Below are 12,273 nucleotides of genomic sequence, written 5' to 3'. Positions count from 1 at the left end.
GGCAGGTCATGGCTGAAGAGACACTTTCTGCACGCCTCGTGGAGATTGAGTCCATGCTCGAGCGGTCACGCCGCCGCTTCGAGGAAGGCGCTCGCCTCGTCGAAGAGGCGCAGACCCTGATGGGCGAGATCCAGCAGGCGCTGATCGGCAGTCCCAAGCGGGTTTCGCCGGAAGACAGCGAGGAGGCGGCGTCAAAGCTGCTCCAGTCGCTCAAGGCTTCGGGCGGCGACATGCCCGATACGCTCTGTGGAGGCCGCCTGTCGGTCGACCAGGTCCAGCGCCTGATCCGTATCGATGGCCATCCGATCGGCATCACCGAGATGGAATATCGCGTGCTCGAGCTGCTGGCCTTCGCGCGCAACAATGTCGTCACCCGGGCGATGCTCCTGAAGCACCTCTATCGCCGGGCCGACGACCAGCCGCAGCCGAAGATCATCGACGTCTTCATCTCGAAGCTTCGTAAGAAGCTGCGCAGCGCGTCCGGCGGCGCGGAATTCATCGAGACGATCCCGCAGCGCGGCTGGATCCTGCGCGACATCGACGCGACCCAGGGCGCCTAAGCCTCTTCACCATTTGTTGACCATCCGCGCGCGATGCTGCGCGCGATGTTCCAGATCCTTTCGATCGAAGCCGCTGCTGAGGCGCCCGTCGCGGGCGGCGAGCTTGCCGCGCGCATTGCCGGCCTGAAGCGCGCCCTGCGCCTGCTCGAACCGAGCGGGGGCGGTCCGTCCTGCGATGCGGAAGAGTTCGAAGCGATCGAGTTCGCCAGCGAAGCGGCGATGCGCTGCTTCGACACGCGATCCGAGCGAGTGATCGGCGAAGCTGCCGCGGGCCTCGAGGCTGTCGTCAGCGCCCGGAGCACGGGCAGCGAACCGCATCCGGTCGCGGTGGACATGGTCGCCGAAGCGATCCGCGTGGGTCTCGCGAACCTTTCCGAGCTTCTCCGCCGCTAGGCGGGGCCTTTCTCCTTCGGCATCGACGGGTCTGCGCCCCATTCGCTCCAGCTGCCGTCGTACAGCCGCGTGTCGCGGTTGCCGAGCAGCTTCGCCGCGAAGATCAGCGAATTGGCGGTGACGCCCGAGCCGCAGCTCGCCACGAAGGGCTTTTCCGGGTCGACGCGCGCGGCCGCGAATAGCCGCCGGATCTCCTCCAGCGACTTGAACGTTCCGTCGGGGTTGTAGAGTTCCGAATAAGGCAGGTTACGTGCGCCGGGGATATGCCCTGCCGCGACGCCCGGGCGCGGATCCTCTTCCGTCCCTTCGAACCTTGCACGCCCCCGTGCGTCGACCAGCGGAACGCCTAAACCGGCGCGCACGTCACGTTTCGTGACGACTTCGTTCGGCCGTTCGATCGCATCGAAAATTGCGTTCCGGGGAGCAGGCTCGCCACTCTCGGTCGGCCGTCCCTCGTCCAGCCATTTCTGGAAGCCGCCGTTGAGCACGGCGACGTTCGGAGCTCCGAAATGGCGGAGCATGAACCAGCCGCGGACGGCATTCCGCGTCGGGCTGTTGTCGTAGACTACGATCCGGTCATTCCTGCCGACGCCCAATTCTTCCATCGCCTGTCCGAACTGCTCGGCACTCGGAAGCATGTGTGGAGAGGAGGCGCTCGTGTCCGCGACAGCATCGATGTCGAGGAAGCGCGCACCCGGGATGTGCGCCGCCAGAAACTCCTCTCGGCCGCTCCGTTTGGTCGCAGGCATGTGCCAGCTGGCGTCGACCACGACAACATCCGCCTGGCCCAGGTTCTGCGCGAGCCATTCCGTCGAAACGAGATCGTCCATCAGCGAGTCTCCAGAAGGCCGACGCGCTGCAAGGTCGCGAGAAAGTCCGCAACCTCGGTGATCGGCACCGGCCCGACAGTAGCGGCAAGTTGGTTGCCAATGTCCTGCACGCTTCGGTTACCGTCCACGAGATTCAGTGTTTCGTAGGCGAAGGCCGGACCATCCCTGGGACCCTGGCGGTCGAGCAGTTTCGGTCGAGGCAACTTCGACTTTTCGAGCTGGTCGTCGAGCCAGGAATAGCCGAAGCCGTTCATTGGGCCCTTCGGCTCACTCTTCCGGCGATAGACGACACCGTCGATATGCGCAGGAGCCGAGCCGGCCGATTGCGCCCGAGCTTCCAACCCAAACCGGGCCAGGGACGCAGCTTCGGTCGTGTCCGCTCGCTCGGCATACTCCAGTGCTCCTTGCCGTGGGTCGCGGAGAGCCGCGGCCCTGCGCTCCAGCGATTCCGAACTCATCGCCCGAGTGAGAGCGGGACGTCTTGCTGCGTGAGATTGGCGAGGTACCAGCCTGACGCCGCCGCGATGAAGATCGCACGCTTCATCTTGGTCGCGTCGAGATTCTCGGGACGTCCCGGTTCGTGTGGATGTAGCGGTCGGGCCAGTCCGAAACGTAGATGATCGGCGTCCTCCAGCTACCCTCGGCCCAAACCTCATGGTCGCTGCCTTCAGAAAATCCGCCGACCTTCGCCTGCAACGCTTCCTTGCCGCCATCCGGATCGACCAGCGGCCAATCGCCCGAATTGCTGTCGGCGAACCCGAAAGTTTGGCGATTGACCCAGCGAGTCAAAGCGAATGCAACGTCATCGACGAAGCTGGGCGAGCTCGGTGGAGATCCTTCGACGCGGAGGATGCCCTTCGTCGTTTCGGTGCGCCCACCGATCATATCTAGGTGGATGGTCGCGAGCGTCCGCTCCGCGAACTCGGGACGCGCGTTCAGCAGGGAGATCGTGCACTCGACTTCGCACGGCCAGATGAAGCGCAGCGTCCGCTCGGGCCGCGGCAGGCGGCCTTCCTTGACCAGTCGGTTCAGGCTTCTCGCGACCTCGAGGATACCGGCGCAGCCGCTCGCATTGTCGTTCGCGCCCGGAGACGGATGGTCGAGGTGACAGGAGTAGACAATCTCCCTGGTACGATCGCGGCCCGGAATCACGGCGGTCGGAATCAGGTACTGCCCCGGCGAACGCCCGGCCTTAACAATCGCGCGCAGCCGGACCGTCTCTCCCTTTGCTAACCGCTCCTGCCACGAATGGGCCCGCGCCGGGGAGACCATGAAGGCGAAGGTCGGGTCCTTCCACGTGTCGAGATGGCCCCAGCGGATCAGGCTCTCGTCCTCGCCCCACCAGGCCTGCTTCTGATTTTGCGCCCAGGAGACGATCCCGGCAGCGCCATATTTAGTGATCGCGAGCTTGGCGACATCTTCCGGCTGTGACGATGTCATCACCAGCTTTCCGCGAACGTCTTTCCCCGCATAGTCGCGATCAGAGGTGCCCGTTCCCACATCGATCAGCGAGGTGTTGGCCGACCCGTTGACGCTATCCTGCGCAAGAGTGATCGGCTGGTCTTCCCACGATGCAATGCGCTCTGCATCGATCCAGCGGCCACTTTCCTGCCGCTGCTCCCAAAGCTCCGCGAATTCCCCGTTCCAAGCGGGACGAGACCGCTGCGTCCCGTAGAAGATCGTCCCATCGGCGGGCAGAGCGATGATGCTCGCCTCCGCCAGCCCATATTCCTCCAGCCGGCTGCGAATGAGTTCGGCAGCTCGACGGTAACCCTCAGATCCGCGCATTCGGTGGTTCAGCGAGAGCTCTTGGACGGTTTGCTTCGCTGCGCCTCCCGAAACAAGCGCGGCAATTGCTTGTGCGTCAGCAGTCTTGAGCAGCGGCGGCGGCTCGGCCGATGTTCCTGACGCGACAACAAGCATCCCGGACAGAAATGCCGCTCGAAACATCGTTCACCCCCTGATGAAGCAGGCAGGATAGGCGGGAACCGCCAAGACTGATAGGTGGCCGCCCGATGGTTGAAACGACCCACCTCGGCAAGGCGACGCCGCTGCCGGCTTCCCCGGAGGAAGCCAAACTCGACTATGTGCCCAATCCGCGTCCCGGCACGCTCTATCTTGTCCGCTTCGCGGCCCCGGAGTTCACGTCGCTTTGTCCAGTGACCGGCCAGCCCGACTTCGCGCATCTGGTGATCGATTACGCACCCGCCGAGACGATCGTTGAATCGAAGAGCCTGAAGCTCTTCCTCGGCTCCTTCCGTAATCATTGCGGGTTCCACGAGGATGTCACTGTCGGCATCGGCCAGCGGCTGGTCGAGGAAATGAAGCCGCAATGGCTCCGCATTGGAGGCTACTGGTATCCCCGCGGAGGAATGCCAATCGACGTGTTCTGGCAGAGCGGAAACCCGCCGGAAGGCCTCTGGCTGCCCGACCAGGGCGTGCAACCCTACCGCGGACGGGGCTGAACGGGTTTCAGGACGATCCGCGCGTCCCAGCGCCAGAGGATCAGGTTCTCGTCGTCGGCCGTCAGCGGAGTGTCCCGGAAGCAGGCCGAGGCGAAGCCCCGATCGCACTCCGCGGGTGGAGGCATGGGATCTGTCGTAAGCAGCACGGTTCCATCGCGAACCGCCCAAGTGCCCTCGCTCTCCTCGGAGACAGCGCCATAGTCGAACGCGTACCTGAAGCGGCCATCGGGTCGCAGCTCGAGCCCGCCGGCCATCTCCATCTGACTTATCCGATAAAGGCCCGCGAACTTGAGAGGCTCGGCCGGCGCTGCAACCGCGAGCGCGGCCATCACCAATAGACCGAGGATCTCCCGCATCAGGCTTCGATGGGTGCGGATGCCTCGCGCTTCGTCCAGGCGTAGAGCCCGACGATCGCGCCCGCGAAAACCACGATACTGAGCGGCACAGCCCATGGATTCTCGGCGACCAGCGCGAGCGGCGTGTCCTGCCGGGTTGCGCCGACAAGCATGGCGAATGCGACGCCGAACAGGCTCTCGCCGACAATCAGGCCAGTGGCGAGGAGAACACCCATGCGTTCGGCGAATTCGGGATTCGATGTTCGCTTCGCCCAATTATCGTAGAACCGCCCGAGCAGCGCCCCCGCGGGGATGAGCAAGGTCAGTGCCATGGGGAGGTAGATGCCCATGCCGACCGCAAGCGGTGGCAGGGATCCCCGTTTAGTGTAGCGCAGCGCCTCGTCGACCATCACGACGACCGCCCCGATTGCGGCACCCCAGCCGATCAGCTTCCAGTCCAGGTCGCCGCCGAGGATGCCTTGAGCAATCGCGGATATCAGCGCAGCCTGCGGAGCGGCCAGCGAGTTCGCATCGGCTCCCGGGGCCCCTTGGAAACCCAACGTGCTGTTGAGCAGATCCAGAACGGGCGGGATCACGACCGCGCCGAAGATCACGCCCAGGACTAGCGCGATCTGCTGCCTCCACGGGTAGCTTCGACCAGCTGCCCGGTCTTCAAGTCCTGGAGGTTGTTGTTGGCAATGGTAGCTACGCCGAAGATGAATGCGGTCACCAGCAGTGCAAACGCTACGAGCGCTTTGGTGGCCTGAGGGTCGACCTTGGGGAAGAGCGCAGCCAGGATCAGCGCAATGCCGAGGACCGAGAGGATTCCCACGCCTGAGACCGGGCTGTTCGATGCGCCAATCAGGCCCGCCATGTAGCCGGTGATTGCGGCGATCACGATGCCGGCGATCAAAATGTAAAGGATGCTGATAACGATCGTCGCGGTCGGATTGGACGCAATCGGATCGGTGCTCGCGAACGCATAAAGCAGCGCGCCAATCGGGATCATCAACAGAAGAATGGAGCCACCCACGATTCCGATCGGAAGATCGCGCTCAGTCAGCGGCAGCGAGTCGCCCTGGCCCGCCTTGCGCGCCCGGCTTGCCGCCATCGCACCGCGGATGCCGGCAATGATCGGGCCCATGATCCGAAGCAGGGTCCAGATGGACGCGACGCCGATCGCGCCGGCGCCGATGAAGCGAACCTGGTTGCGGAAGACGCCGTTGACGAACGCGTCGAGCTCCACGCCGGGCGCTTGGGGAGCGATGGACGTGTAGTGAGGAACAAGGAAGACCCAGCTGATTAGCAGTCCGACAAACATCGCGATTCCGACGGCGAGGCCGACCAAGTGGCCGACACCGATCAGGAGCATCGAGAGGCTGCTTGAGGCGGCGGTGGCTCCGGAGCCTAACTTGAACGCCTTGGCGACCTCTCCGACGAGCAAGCGCGTCTGGGCGAGGGTGGCGAAGACCGCCGCCACGACAGAGCTCCAGACGATCATCTTCAGGCCGCGCCGGTTCTCTTCGACGCCGCCGACGCCCGTTCCGACCTTGAGCACTTCAGCCGCGGCAACGCCTTCCGGGTAGGGAAGATCGGTCCCGGTCACGAGCGCTCGGCGGAGCGGCACCGAGTACATGACGCCGAGGATGCCGCCGATGGCGATGACGGCGACGGACAGCCAGTAAGGGAAGCCAGTCCACCAGCCGACCATGACGAGGCCGGGAAGGACGAAGACGATGGCTGACAGCGTTCCCGCCGCCGACGCTATCGTCTGGACGATGTTGTTCTCCTGGATCGTCGAATCCTTGAAGAATTTTAGAACGGCCATCGAAATGACCGCTGCCGGGATCGAAGTGGCGACCGTCAGACCGATCTTCAGGCCCGCGTACACATTTGCCGCGGTCAGAATTACGGTGATGAGCGCTCCAAGGATAATCCCGCGAAGCGTGAGTTCCTTGATCGCGCTTACGCCAGCGCCTTGAGTTGTTGTCGCCACGCCAATCCCCTTAAGCTTTGTTGTTGGGCGGTGCAGGGCTCGAATGCCTGCGGACCACCTTCCAGCGTTCATCGTCCTTTACCCACACGTCGGTGAGAAGCACGCAGTCCTCGATCTCGCCACCGAGATATTTGACGCGCCACTTCGCCTCGATCGTGCCGATCATCACCTGATCGAAGATGACGGCGTCACGGATGTCGAGATCGATGGATATCAGCTCGCGCTTCTGGATGGCGTCGAGCCATTCGTCGCGCGTGAGAATGAACGGGCCGGTCGAACGGGTTCCGATGAGCACGAAGCGCGGATGAATCAGGGTTCGAAGGCGGTCGACGTCCTTTGCGCAAAGCGCGTCGCGCCATTCACGCTCGAGAGCGCCAATCAACTCGCGACTATCGTCCACGCAGCAATCCGCCGAAGATTCCACGAAGGAGCTGGTTGCCGATCTGCCGTCCCACCGAGCTGGCGATCGACCGGCCCGCCGACTGCATCATCTTGTCGGCCATGGTCGGCCGGGCCGCCTCGCGGGCGCGCCGCGCGTCCTCGCGCTCCTGCTCGCGTTGCTGGCGCTCCAGTTCGCGCTGTTGCTGTGCCGCCAGCCTTGCTTCGGCGGCTTGCGCCCTTGCCGCTTCCTTTGCAGCGACGGCGTCCTGGCGTGCCTTCTCGGCCGCGGCCTTTTCGGAGTCGGTTTGCGCCTTGGCCGCCGCCGCAGCAGCGGCCGCTTCATCCGCCTTGGCCTTGAGGATTTCCTCGGCCGACTGCGGGTCGAGCAAAGTGTCGTACTTGGCGCCGATTGCGTCTGTGGTGATGATGACGCTTCGCTCTTCCGGCGTAAGCGGCCCAACCCGTGTCGATGGCGGCTTGATGAGCGTCCGCTGCACCGGCTCGGGCGAGCCGTCCGGCTGGAGCAGCGAGACGAGCGCCTCGCCGATTTTCAGCTCGGTAATCGCGGTGGCGACGTCGATATCCGGATTGACCCGGAAGGTGTCAGCCGCCGCCTTGACCGCCTGTTGGTCGCGGGGCGTAAAGGCGTTCAGCTTGTGCTGGATGCGGTTGTTGAGCTGGGCAGCGACCTTGTCCGGTATGTCGATCGGGTTCTGCGTAATGAAATAGACGCCGACGCCCTTCGAACGGATCAGGCGAACGACCTGCTCGACCTTCTCCAGGAGACCCGGCGGAGCGTCGTCGAACAGCAAATGAGCTTCATCGAAGAAGAAGCAGAGGATCGGCTTTTCCGGATCGCCGATTTCCGGAAGCTCTTCGAACAATTCGCTGAGCAGCCAGAGCAGAAAGGTCGCGTAGAGACGCGGACTTGCCATGAGACGATCCGCGGCGAGGATGTTGACTACGCCTCGGCCCTGGTCGTCGAGACCGATGAAATCGTGTAGGTCGAGCGCCGGCTCACCGAAGAAATGGTCGCCGCCCTGGCTTCTCAGCTGGAGCAGAGAGCGCTGGATCGATCCGACCGATTGCTTTGAGACGTTGCCATACTCGAGCGTTAGCTCGTCGGCCTTTTCTCCGCAGTGGACCATCATCGATTGCAGGTCGTCGAGGTCGAGGAGGAGCAGGCCTTCCTTGTCGGCGACGTTGAAGGCGATGTTGAGCACGCCTTCCTGAACATCGTTGAGGTTCATCAGCCGGCTCAGCAGGAGCGGGCCCATCTCGCTGACGGTGGTGCGAATGGGATGGCCTTGCTCGCCGAACAGATCCCAGAATTGGACCGGCGTATCGTGATACGTCCAGTCGGTCATGCCGATGTCGGTGGCGCGCTGTGCGAAAATCGGGTGGACCTTCGACGTCGGCGAGCCGGCCATTGCGAGGCCTGAAAGGTCGCCTTTCACGTCTGCGACGAAGCACGGCACTCCTGCTGCAGACAGGCCCTCGACGATACCCTGCAATGTGACGGTCTTGCCAGTGCCGGTCGCCCCCGCGATCAACCCATGGCGATTGGCCCGCTTGAGCTCGAGCTGCTGCGGATTGGCGCCGCCCGATGCACTTCCGATGAAAATGCTGCTCGTCGGTTCACCAGCCATGCGCACTCCCCACTAGATTCGGGGGCGCAACCTAGCTCCAGCAATTGCCCGTGGCGACTCCTAGCGTGGAGGAGCGATGTCCACCCCGATGAAAGCCTCCGGCCCGGTGCCGCGCTTGACCAGTAGGAGCACGCTGGTTCGCCCGGAACGGCGTGCTGCTTCGACCGCTGCCTGCACTTGGGCGGGGGTCGTTACGGCCTGCTGGTTGACCGAGAGAATCAGGTCGGCGCGTTGCAGCCCCTTCTCCGCGGCGTCGCTGTTGGGATCGACCTGCGTAATCACGACACCGCGCGCGGTCGGCGGAAGGCTCAGCGCCTTGGCGATCTGCGGATTGAGCGGCTGCAGCGAAAGGCCGAGAACGGCGCTGCCCGGCGTGATCGGAGTATTTTCCGGCGTCAGCGGCTCGTTGTCGTTGCCGAGCTGGCGAGCCAGCTCTTCCTCGGTCGGGCGCTGGCCTACCGTGACCGTGACAGTCTGGCGGCGGCCGGCACGGATGATGTCGACCGGTATCTTCGACCCGACCGGAGTATTGGCGACGATGAAAGAGACCGTCTGATCGGGGTTCACGTCGCGGCCATTGACCCGCAGGATGACGTCGCCCTGCTGCAGTCCGGCCCGAGCCGCCGGCTCGTTAGGCTGGATGGAGCGGACAATCTCGCCGCGATCCTTCGGAAGGCCGAGCGAGTTCGCGATATTCTCGTCCAGCGGCTGGAGGCCGACGCCGAGATAGCCGCGCTCCGGACGTTGTCCGCGGCGAAGCGAATCGATGACGGGCTTGGCAAGCTCGGCCGGGATGGCGAGGCCGATTCCCACCGACGCACCGGTCGGCGAGATCAGCGCGGAGTTGATGCCGACCACCCTGCCGTTGAGATCGAACATCGGCCCGCCGCTATTGCCCATGTTGATGGAGGCGTCGGTCTGAATGTAGCGATCGTAGGCGCCGGCACCGGTGATGCCGCGATGAAGCGCCGAGATGATGCCGGCAGTGACCGTGCCGCCCAGTCCGTAGGGATTGCCAATGGCGAGCACCCAGTCTCCAACGCGCGCCTTGGTGCTGTCGCCCCAATCCACGAAGGGCAGGTTCTGACCTTCGATCTTCAGCAATGCGAGGTCGGATGCGGTGTCGCGTCCAATGATCCGTGCCGGATATTCTTTCCGGTTGGTCAGCGTGACGGTGACCTGGTCGACCGTTCCGTTGCCTGTCGCGCTCGCGATGAGGTGGTTGTTGGTGACGATGTAGCCGTCTGGCGAGATGATGAAGCCGGAGCCGAGCGAGCCGGTCTCGCGCGTCCTTGGCCCGCCGCTGCTGCCGTCCGGACCCCCCTGCTGATTTTCGGGGAACCCGAACCTCCGGAAGAATTCCTCCAGCGGATCGGCCTGCGTCCTCACGGGCACGCGTTGTTTGGTGGAAATGTTGACCACCGCCGGCTGAAGCCGAGCCGCGAGGTCGGCGAAAGATTGCGGCGCACCGCCGGGGCCATTGCCGCCGGTGCATTCTGTGCAACCTGCGCACCGGCTTGCCCGGTTGCGAGGGAAAAGGCGGATCCACCCAAAAGCAGCGCCGTTGCAACTCCATAGGCGTAGCGCACCGTCCCGGACTCCTTCGATCTCATCGAAACTCCATGAATTGCACGTTTTAACTCCACGTTCGCGCTATACCGAACGCCTGAACGCGGATTGAACGAGGGTTATCGTCCCTGCCAGTGAATTCCTTCAAATAGTCATTGTCAGGCGACAAAATGAGGTTCGTGCCGGCAGGAGGCGGTTGGGTGCCGTCGCCCAGGAACGTGATCTGGTACGACTGCATTGCCCGGTAGAACTCATAAAAGTCCGGGTCTTTCCCAAAACTGGCAGCATAAACTCGCGCCGCTTCGGCATCCGCCTCCGCGCGGATGATCTGAGCGCGCTTGGCACCTTCGGCGAGAATCGACCTTGCTTCCTGCTCGCGGGCGGTCCGCATCCGGTCGAACGCGGCATCCAGAGGAGTGCCGTCGGGCAGATCTGCCTTCTTGATGCGGACGTCGATGATGCGTGCGCCATATTGGGCGGCGATCCGGTCGAGGCTTCGGCGCACGTTCTCCATGACGCCTTGCCGCTCCGGAGAGAGCAAGGCGGCGAACTGCTGCTTGCCAAGCTCATTGCGGATTTCCGAGCCGAGGATCGGCACCAGCGACTTGCGAAGGCGCTCCTCGTCTCCGGCGCGGATGTACATCAACAGCGGATTGACGATGCGGTACCGCGCGAAGGCGTCGACCTCCAGCCGGCGCTGATCGGTGGACAACACCTGTTGCCGATCCATGTCGACCGACTGAACGCGCTTGTCGATCCAGACGATGTTTTCGAAGAACGGGATTCGATAGTTGAGGCCTGCCCGGGTGCTGCCGAGAATCCTGGCCGGCTTCCCGAACTGGACGACCACCGCCTGCTTCGTTTCCGGAATGATCGGGAAAGCGGTGAACAGGATGAACAGGGCAAGGAGGGCTACGATGCCGCTGAGCAACGGGCGCTGGCGGATGAAGTCGGTCATTGGCCAGCTCCCGACTGCTGCTGCGACTGCTTCTGGACTTCCGGAAGCGGAAGGTAGGGCGTCACCCCCGGCGCCTCGACGATCGTTTTCGGCATCTTCGGAAGGATCTGCTCCATCGTCTCATAGTACATGCGGCGACGGGTCACCTCCGGCGCCAGCCTGTATTGCTCGTAGACCTTGTCGAACGCCGCGGCCTCGCCCTGCGCCTTCTGGGTCAGCTGCAGCGAGTATGCATTCGCCCTGTTGATGTAGGACTGCGCATCCTGTTGGGCTGCGGTCACCTTTTTGAAGGCTTCATTAACAGCCTGCGGCGGATCCGCCTGCCGGATCGCAATGCCCTGGATCACGACGCCCGAGCGATAGGCATCGAGGATCGTCTGCATCCTGTCGGTTACCCGGTTTTCGATCTCGCCCCGACCCTCGCCGATCGCGTCGTTCAGTGAGACTGTTGCAACGACTGCCCGCATGGCGCTTTCGGCCACTTCGCGGATCGTTTCGTCGGGCTGGGCGAGCTGGAACAGATAGAGTTCCGGATCGCGGATATTCCAGCGCACAGTGTAAGCGATGTCGATGATGTTCTGGTCGCCCGTCAGCATCAGAGTTTCGGTGCTGGCCGAACCCAGCGCCAACTCGCGGATGTTCTCGACGTCGATCTTCTGGACCCGATTGACCGGGTAAGGGAACGTCATTCCGACGCCGGGTTTGAGCGTATGGCTATAACGCCCGAATAAAGTGACCACGCCGCGCTCGCCGGGCGCGATCAGGTGGAACGACGTGAATGCCAGCCACAGACCGATGACGCCCAGGATGGCCCATGTGATGACCGAACGGCTCGGCGCGCCTGGGAGGCCGCCACCGCCACCACCGAACCGCTCGCGGCCCTTGCGTAGGAAGTCGTCGAGCGAAGAGACTTGACGCGGTGAGCCGCCACCTGTCCGTTTGCGCTTGGGCGTTTCGCCCCAAGGCCCGCTCGGCTGATTGTCTCCGCTTTCCGGCTCGCTTTCGCTCGCCGGTCCCCATGGCCCTTTATTGTCGCTGAAGAGGGCTCGCGCCCGTGGCCCCAGCCCCGAAAGAATATTCATGTAACCTACTATAGGGAGCGCAAATGGTGAAAAACAGTGGAAAGCGGAGGGCAAG

11 protein-coding genes and 2 pseudogenes are annotated in these 12,273 nt (G+C 63.6%); 3 read left to right on the top strand and 10 right to left on the bottom strand.

What is annotated here, in order from left to right:
* Positions 1 to 8 precede the first annotated feature (8 nt).
* Positions 9 to 560: a winged helix-turn-helix domain-containing protein gene (locus H9L14_RS10580; protein WP_187708064.1), complete on the top strand. Its 552-nt coding sequence runs from the start codon at positions 9 to 11 to the stop codon at positions 558 to 560.
* A gap of 33 nt (positions 561 to 593) precedes the next feature.
* On the top strand, positions 594 to 953 hold the full coding sequence (locus tag H9L14_RS10575) for a hypothetical protein (RefSeq protein WP_187708063.1): 360 nt from the start codon (positions 594 to 596) through the stop codon (positions 951 to 953).
* Here the strand turns inward: H9L14_RS10575 and H9L14_RS10570 are convergent.
* From H9L14_RS10570 to H9L14_RS10560, 3 genes are all read right to left on the bottom strand, one after another.
* On the bottom strand, positions 950 to 1,783 hold the full coding sequence (locus H9L14_RS10570) for a sulfurtransferase (protein WP_187708062.1): 834 nt from the start codon (positions 1,781 to 1,783) through the stop codon (positions 950 to 952). The two genes, H9L14_RS10575 and H9L14_RS10570, sit on opposite strands and share 4 nt — an antisense overlap.
* A complete protein-coding gene (locus H9L14_RS10565; RefSeq protein ID WP_187708061.1) occupies positions 1,783 to 2,241 on the bottom strand; it encodes a hypothetical protein in 459 nt (152 codons plus the stop codon). Before H9L14_RS10565 ends, H9L14_RS10570 begins: the two co-directional genes overlap by 1 nt.
* Before the next feature lie 82 nt (positions 2,242 to 2,323).
* A complete protein-coding gene (locus H9L14_RS10560) occupies positions 2,324 to 3,733 on the bottom strand; it encodes a M28 family peptidase (RefSeq protein ID WP_187708060.1) in 1,410 nt (469 codons plus the stop codon).
* 65 nt (positions 3,734 to 3,798) lie between these two features.
* On the opposite strand from H9L14_RS10560, the gene queF reads away from it, so the two are divergent.
* On the top strand, positions 3,799 to 4,248 hold the full coding sequence (gene queF, locus H9L14_RS10555) for a preQ(1) synthase (protein WP_187708059.1): 450 nt from the start codon (positions 3,799 to 3,801) through the stop codon (positions 4,246 to 4,248).
* On the opposite strand, the gene H9L14_RS10550 is transcribed toward queF, so the two are convergent.
* From H9L14_RS10550 to hflK, 7 genes and pseudogenes are all read right to left on the bottom strand, one after another.
* The gene (locus H9L14_RS10550) at positions 4,230 to 4,604 is read right to left on the bottom strand and encodes a hypothetical protein (RefSeq protein WP_187708058.1); all 375 of its coding nucleotides are present in this window, start codon (positions 4,602 to 4,604) and stop codon (positions 4,230 to 4,232) included. The two genes, queF and H9L14_RS10550, sit on opposite strands and share 19 nt — an antisense overlap.
* Positions 4,604 to 6,543, bottom strand: a pseudogene (locus tag H9L14_RS10545) (OPT family oligopeptide transporter). The gene H9L14_RS10550 and the pseudogene H9L14_RS10545 overlap by 1 nt, the downstream one beginning before the upstream one ends.
* A gap of 46 nt (positions 6,544 to 6,589) precedes the next feature.
* Positions 6,590 to 6,979, bottom strand: a complete 390-nt coding sequence (locus H9L14_RS10540) for a nuclear transport factor 2 family protein (RefSeq protein ID WP_187708057.1) — start codon at positions 6,977 to 6,979, stop codon at positions 6,590 to 6,592.
* Positions 6,969 to 8,609 (bottom strand): helicase HerA-like domain-containing protein, encoded by a 1,641-nt coding sequence (locus tag H9L14_RS10535; RefSeq protein ID WP_187708056.1) that lies wholly within the window; start codon positions 8,607 to 8,609, stop codon positions 6,969 to 6,971. Before H9L14_RS10535 ends, H9L14_RS10540 begins: the two co-directional genes overlap by 11 nt.
* A gap of 60 nt (positions 8,610 to 8,669) precedes the next feature.
* Positions 8,670 to 10,198, bottom strand: a pseudogene (locus H9L14_RS10530) (Do family serine endopeptidase).
* A gap of 47 nt (positions 10,199 to 10,245) precedes the next feature.
* Positions 10,246 to 11,136: a protease modulator HflC gene (gene hflC, locus H9L14_RS10525; protein WP_187708055.1), complete on the bottom strand. Its 891-nt coding sequence runs from the start codon at positions 11,134 to 11,136 to the stop codon at positions 10,246 to 10,248.
* Positions 11,133 to 12,218, bottom strand: coding sequence for an FtsH protease activity modulator HflK (hflK, locus tag H9L14_RS10520; RefSeq protein WP_187708054.1), 1,086 nt, complete (start codon positions 12,216 to 12,218; stop codon positions 11,133 to 11,135). The genes hflC and hflK overlap by 4 nt, the downstream gene beginning before the upstream one ends.
* Positions 12,219 to 12,273: the final 55 nt, after the last annotated feature.

It is taken from the genome of Sphingomonas sediminicola, from assembly GCF_014489515.1.
In the GTDB taxonomy this organism is placed as follows: domain Bacteria; phylum Pseudomonadota; class Alphaproteobacteria; order Sphingomonadales; family Sphingomonadaceae; genus Sphingomicrobium; species Sphingomicrobium sediminicola.
Note: the sequence above shows the minus strand (reverse complement) of the source record. Positions and strands in the feature narration are given on the sequence as shown.